This window comes from Mycobacterium sp. pR1184 (assembly GCF_041287235.1).
GTDB lineage: Bacteria > Actinomycetota > Actinomycetes > Mycobacteriales > Mycobacteriaceae > Mycobacterium.
In genome coordinates this window covers 305,284-321,156 of sequence record NZ_JBGGKR010000003.1, presented here as the reverse complement: position 1 = coordinate 321,156, position 15,873 = coordinate 305,284, and the positions used below count along the sequence as shown (strand labels likewise).

14 protein-coding genes are annotated in these 15,873 nt (G+C 65.5%); 3 read left to right on the top strand and 11 right to left on the bottom strand.

Annotated elements, in window-relative coordinates:
• Nucleotides 1–4: 4 nt before the first annotated feature.
• The 7 genes from ACAG21_RS07280 to ACAG21_RS07250 all read right to left on the bottom strand — a co-directional run bounded on the left by ACAG21_RS07280 (nt 5) and on the right by ACAG21_RS07250 (nt 7,142).
• Nucleotides 5–478 (bottom strand): hypothetical protein, encoded by a 474-nt coding sequence (locus ACAG21_RS07280; protein ID WP_370495277.1) that lies wholly within the window; start codon nt 476–478, stop codon nt 5–7.
• Nucleotides 468–1,334 carry a DUF58 domain-containing protein gene (locus tag ACAG21_RS07275; protein WP_370495276.1) on the bottom strand — a complete coding sequence of 289 codons (867 nt, stop codon included), beginning with the start codon at nt 1,332–1,334 and terminating at the stop codon, nt 468–470. Before ACAG21_RS07275 ends, ACAG21_RS07280 begins: the two co-directional genes overlap by 11 nt.
• A gap of 14 nt (nt 1,335–1,348) precedes the next feature.
• Nucleotides 1,349–2,350 carry an AAA family ATPase gene (locus ACAG21_RS07270; RefSeq protein WP_370495275.1) on the bottom strand — a complete coding sequence of 334 codons (1,002 nt, stop codon included), beginning with the start codon at nt 2,348–2,350 and terminating at the stop codon, nt 1,349–1,351.
• 291 nt (nt 2,351–2,641) lie between these two features.
• Nucleotides 2,642–3,865 carry a hypothetical protein gene (locus ACAG21_RS07265; protein WP_370495274.1) on the bottom strand — a complete coding sequence of 408 codons (1,224 nt, stop codon included), beginning with the start codon at nt 3,863–3,865 and terminating at the stop codon, nt 2,642–2,644.
• Nucleotides 3,866–3,926: 61 nt separating this feature from the next.
• The gene (locus tag ACAG21_RS07260) at nt 3,927–4,418 is read right to left on the bottom strand and encodes a hypothetical protein (RefSeq protein WP_370495273.1); all 492 of its coding nucleotides are present in this window, start codon (nt 4,416–4,418) and stop codon (nt 3,927–3,929) included.
• A 19-nt stretch (nt 4,419–4,437) separates the two neighbouring features.
• Nucleotides 4,438–6,141, bottom strand: coding sequence for a serine/threonine-protein kinase PknH/PknJ (locus ACAG21_RS07255; RefSeq protein WP_370495272.1), 1,704 nt, complete (start codon nt 6,139–6,141; stop codon nt 4,438–4,440).
• Nucleotides 6,142–6,209: 68 nt separating this feature from the next.
• Nucleotides 6,210–7,142 (bottom strand): TPM domain-containing protein, encoded by a 933-nt coding sequence (locus ACAG21_RS07250; RefSeq protein WP_370495271.1) that lies wholly within the window; start codon nt 7,140–7,142, stop codon nt 6,210–6,212.
• Nucleotides 7,143–7,876: 734 nt separating this feature from the next.
• On the opposite strand from ACAG21_RS07250, the gene ACAG21_RS07245 reads away from it, so the two are divergent.
• Entirely contained in the window at nt 7,877–8,350 is a 474-nt protein-coding gene (locus ACAG21_RS07245) for a hypothetical protein (RefSeq protein ID WP_370495270.1), read from the top strand.
• 1 nt (nt 8,351) lies between these two features.
• Here the strand turns inward: ACAG21_RS07245 and ACAG21_RS07240 are convergent, their stop codons facing one another.
• Nucleotides 8,352–9,002 carry an HAD-IA family hydrolase gene (locus ACAG21_RS07240; protein WP_370495269.1) on the bottom strand — a complete coding sequence of 217 codons (651 nt, stop codon included), beginning with the start codon at nt 9,000–9,002 and terminating at the stop codon, nt 8,352–8,354.
• A gap of 462 nt (nt 9,003–9,464) precedes the next feature.
• Between ACAG21_RS07240 and ACAG21_RS07235 the strand changes: the two genes are divergently transcribed.
• Complete coding sequence (locus tag ACAG21_RS07235) at nt 9,465–10,385, top strand: class I SAM-dependent methyltransferase (protein WP_370495268.1); 921 nt, start codon at nt 9,465–9,467, stop codon at nt 10,383–10,385.
• 14 nt (nt 10,386–10,399) lie between these two features.
• On the opposite strand, the gene ACAG21_RS07230 is transcribed toward ACAG21_RS07235, so the two are convergent.
• The 3 genes from ACAG21_RS07230 to ACAG21_RS07220 all read right to left on the bottom strand — a co-directional run bounded on the left by ACAG21_RS07230 (nt 10,400) and on the right by ACAG21_RS07220 (nt 14,381).
• On the bottom strand, nt 10,400–11,713 hold the full coding sequence (locus tag ACAG21_RS07230) for an NtaA/DmoA family FMN-dependent monooxygenase (protein WP_370495267.1): 1,314 nt from the start codon (nt 11,711–11,713) through the stop codon (nt 10,400–10,402).
• Nucleotides 11,714–11,831: 118 nt separating this feature from the next.
• Nucleotides 11,832–12,920, bottom strand: coding sequence for a BTAD domain-containing putative transcriptional regulator (locus ACAG21_RS07225; RefSeq protein WP_370495485.1), 1,089 nt, complete (start codon nt 12,918–12,920; stop codon nt 11,832–11,834).
• A 51-nt stretch (nt 12,921–12,971) separates the two neighbouring features.
• On the bottom strand, nt 12,972–14,381 hold the full coding sequence (locus ACAG21_RS07220; RefSeq protein WP_370495266.1) for a serine/threonine-protein kinase: 1,410 nt from the start codon (nt 14,379–14,381) through the stop codon (nt 12,972–12,974).
• 220 nt (nt 14,382–14,601) lie between these two features.
• Between ACAG21_RS07220 and ACAG21_RS07215 the strand changes: the two genes are divergently transcribed.
• Nucleotides 14,602–15,861 (top strand): hypothetical protein, encoded by a 1,260-nt coding sequence (locus tag ACAG21_RS07215; protein WP_370495265.1) that lies wholly within the window; start codon nt 14,602–14,604, stop codon nt 15,859–15,861.
• Nucleotides 15,862–15,873: the final 12 nt, after the last annotated feature.

Genomic DNA, 15,873 nt, shown 5'->3' with positions numbered 1-15,873 from the left:
CACTTCAGGTCCACGAGCGGATCAACTCCTGCGCCGAGGTACTCACCTCACCGACGTCGACTCGCGTCTCGGCGTTGAACTGCGCGTCACCGAGGCGGGTCAGCAGGGGCGCGGCCGCGGCCAGAGCCCCGTCGGCTACCGCGTCGATGTGCAGGTACTGAGCGCGTTCACCCGTCGCCTGATGCAGGAAACTGCGTACCGTCCGACTGATAGCCGCGCACGCCTGCGCGGCCGACGTTCGTCCCGCGTCGTACTCGGCGGCGACACGCTGTACACCGCGAGCGAACCGGTTGCGGATGAGCCGGGAGTGCATCCGTCGCACGACGGGGATGCGTCGTAACCGGTACGACGGCAGCGTCCATACGAAAACTGCTAAGTACCAAGCCGTTACGGCAAGAATCAACAGGACGGACCAGATCAGCCACCACGCCGAGTACGGCTGCGGCCCGAACACATGGCGCAGCAGGTCATCCGGCACGAGCGGCTACCTCGGTCAGGCCGACCAGTTCCCGCCGGATGTCAGTGCTGGCACCGACGATTGCGTGGGGAATCGCGTGGTCGGTCAGAAACGCACCCAGACGGGCGCGGCGAGACCGCTCGGCTCGGCGGTAGGCGGCAACGACCCGCGGGCCGAGGTCGGCTCCGTTCAGAACGAAGCGACCGGTGGCGACGTCATACCCGTCCGTGTCGTCGGGCCCCACTGCGGGCATGTCCGACACCATTGCCCACATGATGTCGTGGCGTGCGCGCAGCCGAGTGAGCACCGCGCTGAGCCGGTCATCGATTTCGGGTTCGTCGGACACCACGATGATCAGCACGCTGTGCCGGTAATGCGTTGCGACGTACTCGAGTTGGCCGCAGATATGGCTGACTCCGGGTTCGGTCGCGCTGTGCTGATACCAGCGATGCAGTAGTCCCTCGACGTGCGACTCGCCGCGCTGCTGCGCAATGTTGACGCAGCCGCGACGGTCGCCGTAGACCATGCCGATCTGATCGGAGCGCCGTAGCCCGATCAACCCCACCGCACCCATGATGTGTGCGGCGATGTCGCGCTTGCACTCCCCACTCGGGGCGAGTGCCGACATATTGCGACCGGCGTCGGCGACGAGCAGTATCTTGTGGTGCATTTCGGAGACGAACCGTTTGATGAGCACGCTGCCCGACCGTGCAGAGGCCTTCCAATCGATGTCGCGGACGTCGTCACCGGGAACATACGGGCGTAGGTCGTCGAATTCCATACTGCGCGTGTGCAACAGCGCGTAGCGGCCACCTTCGAGCAGGCCACGGGTGTCGGTGCCGAAGTGGGCCTTCGCCCGGTTGAGGTGCTTACCCACGGCCGTCTGGCACCTCAGGGCACCCTGACGGACCGCAGCGCGGCGTCCACGACGACCTCGGGGGTGATATCGGCACTGGCCGCTTCGAAGCCGAGGATGAGCCGGTGCCGCAACACCCGGTGAGCGAGCTTCGCGATGTCCTCGGGCAGCACGTGCGCACGCCCGGATAACACCGCCTGCGCCCGGGCCGCCTTGCAGAACGCGATCGTCGCGCGTGGGCTGGCACCGTAGTCGACCAGCCGCGCGATCTGCTTGGGCAACGCGCGCGCCGGATTGCGGGTCGCGTCGACGAGTCGGCTGGCATAGAGCATCAGCGCACGATCCATGTGGACGTGACGCACCACGTGCTGCACTCGCAGCACGTCGTCGAGGCTGACCACCGGCGGGGTGGGATGATCCTTGTCGTAGACGCCGGCGTCGATTCGCGACATCACTTCCACCTCCTCCTCCGGGGAGGGGTAGCGCACGATCTCCTTGAGCAGGAAGCGGTCGGTCTGTGCCTCCGAGAGCGGATACGTGCCTTCCTGGTCGACGGGGTTTTGGGTGGCGATGACGAGGAACGGATCCGCAATCGGGTGTTCCTGTCCGGCGATGGTGGTCTGCCGCTCCTCCATCGCCTCGAGCATCGCGCTCTGGGTCTTCGCACTTGACCGGTTGATCTCGTCGAGCAGCAGGATGTTGGCGTGCACCGGACCCAGGCGGGTGACGAACGAGTTGGTCGCCGAGTCGTAGATCTGCGTGCCGATGATGTCGCTGGGCAGCAGGTCGGGTGTGCACTGGATGCGGTGGAATCGGCCGTGAACCGACTCGGCGAGCACCTTGGCCGCGGTGGTCTTAGCCAGGCCCGGCACGCTTTCGAGCAGGATGTGGCCGCCCGCAAGCAGGCCGATCAGCAGCGACTCCCTGAGTTCTCGCTGCCCGACGATCTTGGCTGTGAACGCCTCCGAGATGGCGGCTACGATCCCCCGCACGCTGTCGAGTTCGCCCTGATCCGGTTGCGTCCGTGCTGTACTCATACGCACGACGGGATACCCGGACACCGAATTTCCACACGTCGGTCCGCCTGTGGTTCGGACGCGCGACGGACCGCGGCGGGCTGGGGGCGCTCGCCGCGCGGCTCGAGTCCACCGCCGCCGGCTGCTCCGCCCAGGTTTCGGGGATGACCGGGCGATGGAGACATCGGCCCACTGCCCGTGGACTTCGCCTGAGGAAGCGCGGCGCCGGCATCACGAAACCCGGCGACGGTAACTCGCGAACAGCGCATACGCGGCAATAATCCGACGCGCCACAGTTCACCGCCCGTTGCCTCAACTCCCCGTCAGGATGCGATACTGGGCAGCCATCTCCTGCTGCACGTTGTCGAGTTGGCGGGCAACGGTTTTGATCGTGTAGCGGCCCGCCGCGGCCAGACACCAGTAGCGGGGCACCAGACCATTGGATCCGGCGACTCGCGTGCAGTGGCTGTCCGGAAGGCCGGGAACTGATGAAGCCGCCTGCGCAGCAGGGGTTTTAGCAGCGAGATCGCTGTAAGCCTGGGCGAGTGTCTGGGCGGCCGAGGGGTCTTTCGTTTGGTAGACGGTGGTCAGGTTCACCGAAACGAAGTCGACACCGGCCGCGGAAAGCAGCGGCCCGGTCTGCACCGGGTCGTCTTCGAGGTGCAGCGCGCCCGTCGGCGGGTAGGCGGCCCCGGACATCGAGGTGGTCTGGTCGTCCGGCGACGGCAAGGTGCGCGCGACAAGGCCGCTGGGATCCAGGGCAAGCGTGGGAAACTCGACGGCTTCGGTTGGCACGAAGGTGTCGATGAGCGGAATCTGACGATCCAGTGTGCGCCCAGCGAGCTGGGTTTCACAGTCCGGGCCGGCCGCACACCGCACCACCTGAACGAGTACGTAGGGACCACGCGCGGTAAGCGCCGTCAGTTCGCGAACAGATTCGGTGCCCTCCTGGAAAGTCAGCACCGTGCCGTTGGCGTCGGGATGCCCTGGAATGGGCAGTGGACTTTCCGGCTCGGTCACGATCGGGGTGGCGGTGGGATCTCGGGGCATATGCCTGGCCGCCGTGGTCATGTTCTGCGCCGCTTGCGCGGCCTCCGCGGGGCTGGCGAATCGCAGCACGGAATTGCGCAGCGCCAGCTGCGGATTGGGACCCGGGCTTTGCCGCTCGGTAACGAACCCGACCACCAACGACAAGTTGTAGGCGCCGCCGGCGATCGGCGCCCAGACCGCGCGCGTCAGCCCCTTGGATTCGGCGATGACAGCCGGACCGGAAGAATTCAGGCCGACCAGCGTGGGCTCGACTTCCCAGGGACCGACGACATAGGCCGCCATCCGACGGCCCTCGACCAGTCGCCCCGCGTGGTCGGAGCCGGCATTGCCCAGCGGCGGCTGCGGCGTGACGGGATAGCTCCCAGGGTCAAGCATGGAAGCGTTCACCGACGCCGTGGAGGATGAGCTCGACGCGGGCGCGCGGGCGGCTTCTCCGCCGGTGGTGTGGCTGCAGCCCGCCAGCACCAGCGCGAGCAGCACGCTCACAACCCGCGGGTCTAGTTGCGGCAGAATACGTTTCATATCGTTGCAGGCCTTGAGTGACTGGTCACGACGTCTTGCAGATCTTCCATCCGTCTTCGAGTTTCAACGGCAAGCTGACGGTGCGAGTGCCCAAAGTTTCGTTCTGCCCCTCGAACGTGGCATCGGCGGTGTTGCCGGTGATCGCGATGTTGCTGATGTTCTTGATCGTGGTGACGCCGTTTTGTGCGCGGCCTTTCTTCACGTAATTCATTGCAGTGCCGCTGAATTGATTCCTCATGGCGGTGCACATCAATTGCAGGTAGGCGTCCCAGTTTTGGGTGTTGTACGCGTCTTGAAACGCCATCAGGGTCTCGCGGATCTGATCCTCGGCCGAAGGGCTGGATGAGGGGGCCGGCGGCGCCGGGCGACCGGACGGGGCGGCGACGGTCGGCGAGGCCGCGGTACCCGTCTTCTGTGGCAGCGCCGAGCCCCCGGTCACCGTCGTACACGAGGTCGCCAGCGCAGCGGCAACACCGATGGCCCACAGGCGGGCAATGACCGGCGCGAAACTACTCATCGCTGTGCCCCTTGTTGCCTCATTGTCGAGGCACTTTGTTGGCGGTGGCACTGACCAACGCGGCGATGTCGGCCCCGCCCGCGGCACGGCATTGGCGAATGTCGACTAAGACGTTGCCGCGCACCATCATTCCGTGGACGCACGATCCGCCGCCGCGTAGGGTCGCCGCCAGGGTCAGCACACCGGCGGTGGTCTGCGGCTGGCCGAAGTCCCAGGTTTTTGCGGGCGTGCCCGGTTCGGTCACGGTGATGGATTTCCCGCCACACAGGGACCACTGCCCCTCCTGAGCGGTAAGGGCGGGGACGGCCTTGTCGCTGGCGAAGGCGATTGCCGCTTGGGTGACGCTGTCCTGCCAGGCCTGTTCGTTCATGCCGCGCAACGTTTGTACGGCCACACCGGTGTAACCCTTTTGTCCGTAGACGCTCTGCTGCGCGGGGGCCCACGCGCCGAGGCATTGCTGGTTATCGACCGTCGCGGAATCGTCGAGCAGGCTCGCGCTGTCTTGCTCGAGGACCAGCCGATCGCCATTGGCCGTAACCGGAAGCTGCGCCGCGGACAGCAAAATGGCGCGCAATTGCGCGGGGGCGACGTTGGTGGCCGGCGGCCCGGGCGGCGACATCGGCGCACCGGCACCCTGGCGGGAGTCAGCGCTTGGTACCGCGGCGTCGGGCCAGACCAGCACGGTGACCGTGGCGACCAACAGCACCGCACCGGCCAGCGCGGCGGCGATCAGACCGCGCCGGCGCTTGGGAGCCGGACCGGGTGGCGGGAATGGTCCGGGTGGCGGGGAGCCCGGCCACGCGGACATCGTCGGCGGCGGCTGCGAGGTGTGCGGGTAGGAGTTGACGGCGCCGCGGGGTATCGGCGGCAGTGGCGCGTAGCGGTTGCGATCGTGCAGCGCCGACACGGCAGCATCGGCGAGTGCGCCCGCCGTCGGGAACCGGGCGGCAGGATCTTTTGCCATCGCGACCGCGATCACGTGGTCGAGGGCGGGAGGAAGCGAAGGCACCGCGTCGGTGACTCGCGGCGGCGGCTGGAACAAGTGGGCCGTCATCACGGCTGCAGCCCCGTTGGTTGCCGCGAAAGGTGTATTGCCGGTAAGCAACCGATACAGCGTGCAGCCCAGTGAATAAATGTCGACCCGCCCGTCGATGCGCCCATTGGACAGCACCTCGGGTGCGGCGTAGCCGACGGTGGCCAGCACCGCCCCGGTGGCGGTCAGCCCCACGTCGTCCAGGGCCCGCGCAATCCCGAAGTCGCCCAGCAGAACTCGCTCGTTGGGGCCGACTGGACCGGACAGCATGAAGTTGCCTGGTTTGACGTCACGGTGAATGACGTAGTTGGCGTGGGCGAAATCGAGCGCCTGGGCGACCTGCGTGATGATGTGTACCGCGCGGTGCGGGGTCATGGTTCCGTCACACAGCGCGGCCTCAGCGTCCGTGCCGTCCACGAACTGCATCGCGATCCACAGCTGGCCTTCGTCGGTTTGTCCCCGGGTGTAGACCGACACGATCTGAGGGTGCGCCAGGGCGGCCGCGGTGTCGGCCTCGCGGATGAAACGTGCCCGAAAATCCCGATCGCGCGACAGCTCGGCGGACAACACTTTGAGCGCGACTTTGCGAGGCAATGCCGGGTCGGCGGCCAAGTACACAGTCCCCATGCCCCCGCTGCCCAGCACCGCCTGGATGCGGTAACCGCAGACCAGGGACCCATTTGCCAGCACCCATCAACCCTACGGTCCGGCGGCCCTCATCCGGGTCAGAACCGGCCGACGCCCAGCTATCCCCACGCTCATCGTGCCGATGTGCTGCCCCGGCGTCGTGGTGCGCGGTGCGCCGCGAGCACGTCGGCATTTGCCAACGTTTGCGCCTGCGCGGCCAGCGTCGATGCCCCGTTGGCATGCGCGATGGCCTCAGCCTCGTTGCTCGCTTCCTTGCCGCGTGCGGCCGCCAAATGGCGCTTCGCCTCGCCGAATCGGCTCTGGGTCTCGACACCGATGTTGTCGCGATGCGTGGCGATGTAGTCGGAGACTTGCCGCAGCCGCGCGTCCGCGATGGGCAATGCCTGCACCAACGACTCGACGCGTTGCCCATCGCGATGGTCGACCGGGCGTGCGGCGTGCCGACGCCGGGCGCGATAGACCAGAAGAACCACCACGACGATGACCACGACGACGATGACGCCGATCCCGATCCACAGCCAGATCCGGTTCGACGGGCCGGGCGCCTTATTCGGTGCCGGCGGTTTGGTCGCCGGCGCCGACTGGTCCAACCCGCCGGCCGCGGCGACCGCAGCACCGCTCCAGTCCTTGGCGCTTATCGCCGGTTCAATCTTGTTGCTGCGCAGACTATTCAAGTCGGCAGCAGTGAGACCCCGCACCTTCCCCGGCACCGAGAACGCATACGCCTTGGTATTGGTGGCCACTGCCAGCAGCGCGTCGTGGTCGTCCATCCCGCTGGCGGTGCGGGTCTTGTCGGCCCAGTTCTCGGGTTTATACCTTGAGAAGTTGTCGACGTAGACCACCCACAGTTGAACGTGCTGATCCTGATAGAGCCGGTCGATCGCCGAGCTGATCGTCGCCCGATCGGAATCCGTCAACACCTGGGTGTTGTCGGTGATGTGATCGGTGAGCTTGGTCGGCGGTTGCGCGCCGGCCGGCGTTGCCAGCAGCAGGGCCACCAGCAGGGTCGTCAGGACTACACCGACCGGGCGAACAATTCGCATACGGGTAATCTAGCCCGCCGCCGCCCGATAGCCCAGATCGTGCCCCTAAGCGGTGGAGTACGCCTGGTCGGACCGTGACCGGCAGGCCACTGCCCGAATCACACTGGCCACCAACCATTTACAGCTCATGAATTCCGGCAGCCCACCTTATCGCCCGGCACGCGGATGAGCGTCCCGAGGCAGGTGTTCACCCGGGCAGGATCTCCCTCCAGGATGTGCGCACCGACGGGAATGCCGCCCGCGGTTCCCGGCTGGCCGAGACTGCCGCGGTAGTAGTGGTGGCACATATCCATGTCCCAAACCACATCCCGCTGCGGCAGAGGACTGCCGGGACACCAAACGTGGCTGCACATCCCCAATCGGTTGCAGATGTGCGTTGACGGGTCGGCCTGGGCGCTGCCGGGCCCAAGCCCCGAACTGGCCGATGCCATGGCGCTCAAGACCAATGCTCCGACAATGATTCGATGCATCATGTGTTGTCCTGATCGGAGTGTCGCCGGTGTGGGCATTGTTGGCAATGGCACCGTCGAGAACCGAGTATCGGATTTCCGATCGCCATTGGTCACGAGTAGTGGACTACTCGATTTCGGCTCAAAGCCGGTGCAGCGTCCATAACGCCTGGCGCCACCCCAAACCTCTTGGAAGACTGTTTGACTCGTGCAGGTGTTGAACTCGCTGCAGATGTCGCCTCGATTAGGACTCGAAACCTCGTGCCCGTCATGCAAGATGTGCAAATGCAGCGCGACCTTGTCCGGCGTCGGCTCGACTACCTCCTGCTCCCAGCCTTCGTGCTCGGCATCATCAACGCCGCCTTGTTGAGTTTGCCGGAAGCCCTCGGAGTTCCCGTCGCCACTGACAGCCCGTGGCCACCATTGCGTGCCTTACACACCTGGGCTGTCGAGCAAGAACCGCAGCACCTCGTCATGCCGCCCGCCTTGAAGGCCTCACTTTTGTACGACGGTTTCGTTCAACTTCCGCTGCTTGTTGTGCTGACCATCGGTGTCTGGAAGCTCAAATCCTGGCCGTGGCTGGGCACGCTGGCCCTGGCGTACGCCGTCAGCGCCGTGATGAACATGTACTTCTACTTCATGCAGACATTTCTCGGACCTGACAGTCCCCCACACCTGACGACCTATCTGCCACTCAACCTGCCCTGGCTGATCGTGCCGATGCTGGTGGCGTACCGCTTCTGGCCGCGGACACCCTGAGTCAGGCGATCAGCAAGGCGACACCACTGTCGGTGACGTCGATACTGACGCAGGATAGGTCGGTTACGACGACGTCAGCGTCCGCCAGTTCGGCCGCGCGGTGAGTCGTCGTGACGGCTAGCACTTGCGCGCCCGCGGCTCGGCCGGCACCGACGCCGGCGGGCGCGTCCTCCACCACCAGACACTCGCGTGCCTCGAAGCCCAGCGCGGCGGCCGCCTTGAGGTAGCTCTCGGGGTCTGGTTTGCCGAACGACACATCCTCCGCGCCGATCAGCAACGTCGGGGCCGGGAGCCGCGCCGCCGCCAGTCGAGCAGCCATCAACGAGCGGGGCCCAGACGTCACCGCGGCCCAATGACCGGGGGGCAGGGCATCGAGCAACCGATGCGCTCCCGGTAGCGCCAAGACACCATCGAGATCAGCGGATTCTTGCAGCGCCAGTAGCCGGGCCGTGGCCGCGGCCCGCTGCTGTGGCGCGACGAATTGCGCGACAGTGTCTTCGGTTCGCCGGCCGTGACAGACCTTGAGTACCTCGTCATAGTCGACGCCGTATTCGTCAGCCCAGGTGCCCCAGGAGCGTTCGACCGTGGCGGTTGAGTCAACCAAGGTGCCATCGATGTCGAACAAGACTCGCTTGCCGTGCAGAACCGCCATCGACCGCAACCCTAATGTGGGCAGCGCCCGCGCAGCCGTGAGTGTGTCCTAGGAAACAGGCGCGGTTAGCGGGTCGCTCACTCGGCTCGGATCCGGCGCCCAGAGGTTTCGACGGACGGATACGGTCGATCCGGGGTTTGCCGTCGCCGATGGCGATCGGCGATGTTCAGACCGGTGCCACTCGACCGTCCCGGGCAGAAAAGCGCACGTCAACGGGTTCTTGGGAGACCCGTTGTGGCGAGCGCGATGCACCGTCTCGTGAGGTCGGTCGTCGTTGCTAATACGCGAGTTACTGGCTTTTGTAAAGGCGAATCAAAGGAAATTTAACTACCTTTATCCTAATACGTTCAATTTGCAGTGTCCTGATATCATGCGTTTAATCAACCACTTGGCCCTCTGCCTGCCGCTACCCAACGACGCAGCGTCAGGCATTTGCAGCGTGGGCGACGAAAGGATTTCTTGGTGCCAACAGCCACCAAACGAGCTCAATACGAGTTGATCCACGAGACTTTGCAGCATGGAACGGCGGCACTCGACTTCGCGACGTCACTGTTCGAAAATAGTTACAAATCTCACTTCCCTGACCACGTCAGCGAGGTGAGCACCCTACTGCAGAACGCGTGGAAGTATCTGCTCGCAGCCAGCGACGGGCACGATTTATACCAAGTATGCACCGAAGTGCATGAGCAGTTCTTCACGTCCGAAGGATCCGGGTCGTGGTTCAGCGAGGGGTACTCGAGGTATAAGTCACTGCGCAAACCGATACAAGATTTCAACAACCTGGCGGACGCCATCAAAGGCCGCACAGTGCTCGACTTCGGCTGTGGCCGAGGTCATTTGGCGGCACTGATCGCACGTGCCGGCTTTGACTGCTACACCACAGACGTCATGGACTACCGCGGCGAGGACGCTGCTGTGCTGCCTTTCCGGCAGATGGCGTCGCCCGTAGATGTGCCCTACCCGGACGACTCGTTCGACAGTGCGATTGTTAAAACGGTGCTCCATCACGTTGATGAGCCCGATCTGATTCCGCTGCTGAGAAATCTGCGGCGTGTTGCGCGGCGGTTGATTATCGAAGAGGACACCTACGCTGTCCCGCCAACGCGACTGGGGGCTGTAAGAAAACAGGCCGAACTAGCCGAATTCAATAAATTGAATGAGCAAGATCAATTCCGGACGCTGATGCTCATTGATTTCTTCGGCAATGCTGTTGCGCAGGGCCTCGTCGATATGAATTTCGGCTTTCAGTTCAAGCGGGTCAGCGAATGGCATTCGATATTCAGTAACCTTGGCTTCCGTACCGCGGAAACGGAAATCGTTGGGTTCCGCCCTGGCAACATTCACAAATGCTGCCAGGTTCGCTTCGTCGTTGATCGCGAGTAACGGTAAGGAAGCCGCTATTTGGCCGGCCGCTCAAGCCCAAGATGATCGCGCAAGGTGGAACCGGTGTACTCGGTGCGGAATCGGCCCCGGCGCTGCAGGATAGGCACGACATGGTCGACGAACGTCGTAAGCTCATGCGGCAGTGTCGATCCCATGATCGTGAACCCGTCGACCGCGCCGGCATCCTGCCATGCGATCACGTGATCAGCCAGCTGCTCGGGCGTGCCGACGAAATGCGTCTGCCCCGCCAGCCCGCCAGTCACCTCCGTGGCGATCTCCCGGAGAGATGCCTGGGGCCGCGCACGCGAAGCCGCGAAGAGCTGCTCGGCCCGGCTGGACGGCGCCGACCGCTGCGCCCAGAGCTCGGCAGGCAGCGGAGCATCGGGGTCGAAGCCATCCGGATCAAGCCCCGCCGTGTAAAGAGTGTTCTGCCAACGAAACTCAGGATTCTCCAGGTCTTCGAGGAGCTGTGCCCGCGCCCGCGCTTCAGCCTCGGTGCCGCCGAGCGTGATCATCAACGCGGGTAGCACCAGCATCTGATCGGGCTTTCGGCCGATGGCCGCGGCCTGCTCGTGGAGGTTGGCCCGGAAAGCCACCGCCGCCCCAAGCGAGGGAGGCCCGGAGAAGACCACCTCGGCGTAACGCGCGGCGAGCCCGACCCCCGCGGCGGACTGTCCCGCCTGGACGAGCACCGGGTGTCCCTGCGGGCTGCGCGGAAATGGCTGGACGCCCTCGACGTCGTAGTACTTGCCGTGGAAGCGCGGGGCATGCAATTTGGCGCGGTCTGCCCATACGCCGCGTTCGCGGTCACCGACGACGGCGTCGTCCTCCCAGCTGTCCCATACGTGGGTGACAGCGTCGACGAATTCGTGGGCCTGCGCGTAGCGATCGGCGTGCTCCGGGTGGAACCGCTCCCCGAACGCGGCTGCGGCCAGCGGTGTCACGGTGGTGACGATGTTCCAGCCGGCGCGCCCGCCACTGAGGTGATCCAGCGTCGCGAATCGACGGGCCAGCTCCCACGGCTTGCTGTAGGTCGTCGACCCCGTCCCGATCAGCCCGATGCGTTCGGTGACCGCCGCCTGCGCCGAGAGCACCGATATCGGATCGAACTGCGTCTGAGGCAGGTACGTGGCGCGATATTCAGCGATGGCGATGTTGTCGGCCAAGAAGATCGAGTCCATCAATCCGCGTTCAGCGATCCGCGCGATATCCGTGTAATAGGACAGGCCCAGGACATTGCGCACATCGTCTTCGACGACGCGCCACGCGGCCTCGTGATAGCCGTTCGGCCAGATGAAAGCGTTGAAGTGCAAAGGGCCCGTGCTCATGAGTTCGACTCCTTCGTGCGCGTGAACGGCCTGCCAGGTGCCGTTCTTCCCGACACGGCCGCAGCCCTGGGCATTCTGATGAGGCAACGTGGCGTGGGGTTGAAATAGTCCTGCTACATCAACGGCCGCACATTTCGAAGATGAATTCGTGACCGCAGATCCGGATGCGATCGCCATCGGTCAGCGTCGCGCTGGCGCGAACGCGCTGATCCGCGACGTCGATCCCGTTGGCCGACCGGAGATCGGTGATGACGAAGCTGTTTCCGGTGTCGACGATCACCGCGTGGTGGCGGCTGACGGTGTCGTCGTCGATCACGATCTCGTTGTCGGACAGGCGGCCGATCCTCGTGACCGTCCCTCGCAGCGGATGACGACTTCCGCGGGCGTCGCGCAGGTGTGCAACGACCGACCCGGGGTCGACTTCGGTCAGCCGCCGACGAGTCTCGGCAGCACGTTTGGCCGTGGCGCGCGCTGCCTGTTGAACGTCCAGCGGCTCTTGGCGAAGGATCCGCTGATGAAGACGTTGCACTGCGGGGCCGGGGTCGATTCCCAAATCGTCGGCGAGCGCGGCCTTCAGCCGGCCGTAGGCGCCTAGCGCATCGTACTGGCGTTCGGCCCGATAGTAGGCGGTCATCAACTGTGCCCACAGCGGTTCTCGGTAGGGGTGCTCGACCACGAGTGCTTCCAGCTCCCCGATTATGGAATGCGTTCGTCCGCAGGCTATTTCGGATTCCGCTCGTGCGGTCAGTGCCACCAGCTTGTCCTCTGCCAGCGCCGCGGCGAAGGCCTCCACGAATTCAAAGTCACCCAAATCCTCGAGCACCGGTCCGCGCCACTGCGCCAGCGCGGCCGACAAATGGCCGCTGGCTTCTTCGAACCGACCGGCGGCAGCGTCCTCGATTCCTGCTTTCTGTTCGATCGCGAAGCGGCCGAAGTCGCAATCCTCTTCGGGCACGCCCAGCCGATATCCCGGCGGCGCGCTGGCCAGGATCACGGCGGGATCCACGCCGGCGCTGCCTATCAAGCGGCGAATCCTGGAGACGTGTGCATGCAGGCTCGCTCGAGCCTCGGGCGGTGGATGGTGTTGCCACGCAGCGTCGATCAACGAGTCGATCGCAACCGTGCGGTTTCGATTGATCAGCAGCAAGGCCAGCACCGCCCGCTGTTTTGCCGCGCCCAATGGCAGGTCGGTACCTGCGGCGCTCATCTGCAATGGCCCCAACAGCCCAAACCGCAGCGCACTATGGTTCACCGGCACTCACCACAGGTACACACGCGCACTGCTTCCGCCGATACAGGTGATCCAGCTGTTCCCCGGCTGTTGCTGGCAGTGCATGAGGAAGTTGGAGCCGTTGCACAGTGCGCCCGGGACCGACTTGCAGTCAACGGCGCCGGGCGCCGATACCGCCCGTGGTAACGGGCTGGCGTTGCCGTATTCAGCCCAGTAGGTGTCCAACACGCTGTTGGCGAACAGGCATGACGTCTCGGGTGTCCCGCGGCCGGCGCGGGTGCCGAAACCCGTGGCGTTCGGCAACGAGAAGCCCTGATCGCAGGACTGGTGCAGGCTGCTCAGGTCGGGACCCGTCACCAACGGGGGCTGCGCAGCACGAGCGGCCGGCGTCTCCTGCTGTCCGGCCGGTCCGCGGGCGAACAGGCCGATGTCCAAGGCGATGCCCCCGAGAACCAGCGCCGCCGTGGCCGCGATTACCGCGGGCAGCACCCATCGGCGCTTGCCTGGATCCGCGTCGCGCGGTCCCGCGTGCATTGACGCAACGTCCGCGGCGAACGGCCGAGTCTCGTCTGTCGATGCGCCGACTGCCGAGGCCATGACGTCGGTCAGGTCGTCTCCACTTCCCAACGCGCGCTGCGCCGCACGGGCCAGAGCGCCCGCCGTCCCATAGCGGTCGTCGGGGTGTTTGGCCATCCCACGGGCGACGACGCCGTCGAGCGCGACCGGAACTTGCGGATTCGCCACGCTCGGCCGCGGCGGCGGCAGCGCCAGATGGGCCGCCACCAGATGCTCAAGGCTGTCACCGGCGAACGGGGCGTCGGCGGTCAGCGCCTCGTACAACACGCACGCCAGTGAATAGACATCGACCGCGGGCGTGGTGATCTCGTCGCGGAAGCGTTCGGGCGCCATGTAATTCAAGGTGCCGATCTGGGTCCCGACCGTCGTCAGCCGCGGATCGCCCTTGCCCTCGGCGATTCCGAAGTCGACGAGATACACGAAATCGGCAGGGGTGACGATGATGTTCTGCGGCTTGATGTCTCGATGGATCAATCCCTCGGCGTGTGCCGCATCCAGAGCGGCGGCGACCTGACTGATAATGGCCACCGCGCGCGAGGGAGGCAGCGGGCCGTTGTCGATCAGCTCGAGAAGCGTCTGCCCCTGCACCAAGCGCATCTCGATGTAGAGACTGCCGTCGATCTCGCCCCAGTCGTGGATCGGAATGACGTGTGGTTCCTGCAGAATCGCCGCCGCCTGGGACTCTCGCTGAAAACGGGTGCGAAACGTGGGATTGGTCGAAAGCTCATCGGCCAGGATCTTGACCGCGACGGTTCGCTGTTTGCCGGTGTCGAAGGCTTCGTAGACCGCCCCGCCCCCGCCCTTGCCGAGCAGGCGCGTGAGGTTGTATTTGCCGAACGTCATACCGACGCGCGAGTCCACGGCTATCCCCTTGGTTCCTTTGGGTACCGACGCAGTATCTCGCTCGCAGCCCGCCAATGCACCCATTTGCTGCGCAAGCCCCGGTTGCGGGTCGCCGACCCGGCGCAAGAAACACGCAAGGCATGCGGCGCAGCCTCTACGTGACCGGGCACCGCGGCCCGCCAGCAAATTACCCGCCCGCCGGAGCCCAGATCCGGCCACGGTTTTGAAGGACACCAATATGATCACCACATCGCATCAACCACACCCCGCGACACGAGACGATGCCCTGCGTAAGGCCCGTTCGCGCAGCGGGTTCCGGCGACGGACGGAGATGACGACGCTCGCGCTGACGGCGATGGCGACGCTCGCGGCGGGTATCACACCGTCGCCGACCGCACATGCCGAGCCCGCTGCGGCAATGGCCGCCCACGGCATCGAGGCCCCCCTCGAGACCGTTCCGTGGTCGCAGGTCGGTCCGGGGTGGATGCTCGCGATGTGGAGCCCGGTTCCAGGCTTGCACCCTGGCGAAATGCCGCCTCCCGGCTCACCGACCTGGGAAACAGCCAGCACGACGCTGTACCTGGTCGATCCCGCGGGTGGCCGCTACCCGATTACCACCTTCCCGCCCCCGGGCAAGGGTTGGAGCCCGACGTTGGTCGACTGGTCGGGTGACGGGACGCGTGCTCTGTTCGTCACCGGCGAGAAGGGCCACCGGGCTATCACCGAAGTCGACCTGCGCACCGGCGCGAAGAATACGTTCACCGTCGAAGGCAACAACGTGTCCGCCCGCTACACGCGCCCCGACGGCAAGGCAATCCTGCTCGACAGGTGGAACGCCTCGGAGCCTGAATTGCTCGAGCGCGTCGACCTGGCGGGCAACCACCAGCTGACGTACCCCTTGGACCAACACGTCCAGGGGGTCCTGGCTACCCCGGACGGCACCCAGTTGGTGCTGGGCACGGCTTCTGGCCTCACTCTGATGGGCAACGACGGGACACCCGGCGGCGCGCTGCCGCTCGCCGGCCAGAAGGACTGCACACCGATGCGGTGGTGGGACACGGACTCGAAAGTCGCCCTCACCCGCTGCGGTAGCTCCAAGGGGTCACAGCTGTGGCTGGTCCCGATCGACGGCCGCACACCGACCGCCCTCACCGCGCCCAACGACGGCCACGGCCCCGACTACGGCGACTTGAACGCTTGGCAGCTCCCGGCGGGGACCTTCCTGCAGGCCGCCGGGGCGTGCGGTGTCGTATACGTCGCCAAGCTCAACGACGACGGCACCACCTCACCGGTGGCGGTGCCTGACGTGAAAAGCGGCAGCGTCGTCGTCCTCGGCGTCAACGGGGGCGACCTGGACCTCCAAGCCCGGGCCGGCTGCGGGAGCGGGCAGTCATTGATCGACTACAACCCCACCGCCGGCACCTCGACGGTGCTGCTCGGGCCGACGGTCAACGGTGGCGGCGTCATCAATGCGGTGCCCTACCCGGGCCAGCGGTAGTAGGCGGATACC

What these genes read in the sequence shown, in the direction of transcription:
- ACAG21_RS07270 (WP_370495275.1), bottom strand. Translation starts at nt 2,350, where the DNA reads ATGAGTACAGCACGGACGCAACCGGATCAGGGCGAACTCGACAGCGTG.
- ACAG21_RS07260 (WP_370495273.1), bottom strand. Translation starts at nt 4,418, where the DNA reads ATGAGTAGTTTCGCGCCGGTCATTGCCCGCCTGTGGGCCATCGGTGTT.
- ACAG21_RS07250 (WP_370495271.1), bottom strand. Translation starts at nt 7,142, where the DNA reads ATGCGAATTGTTCGCCCGGTCGGTGTAGTCCTGACGACCCTGCTGGTG.
- ACAG21_RS07245 (WP_370495270.1), top strand. Translation starts at nt 7,877, where the DNA reads ATGCAGCGCGACCTTGTCCGGCGTCGGCTCGACTACCTCCTGCTCCCA.
- ACAG21_RS07240 (WP_370495269.1), bottom strand. Translation starts at nt 9,002, where the DNA reads ATGGCGGTTCTGCACGGCAAGCGAGTCTTGTTCGACATCGATGGCACC.
- ACAG21_RS07230 (WP_370495267.1), bottom strand. Translation starts at nt 11,713, where the DNA reads ATGAGCACGGGCCCTTTGCACTTCAACGCTTTCATCTGGCCGAACGGC.
- ACAG21_RS07225 (WP_370495485.1), bottom strand. Translation starts at nt 12,920, where the DNA reads ATGAGCGCCGCAGGTACCGACCTGCCATTGGGCGCGGCAAAACAGCGG.
- ACAG21_RS07215 (WP_370495265.1), top strand. Translation starts at nt 14,602, where the DNA reads ATGATCACCACATCGCATCAACCACACCCCGCGACACGAGACGATGCC.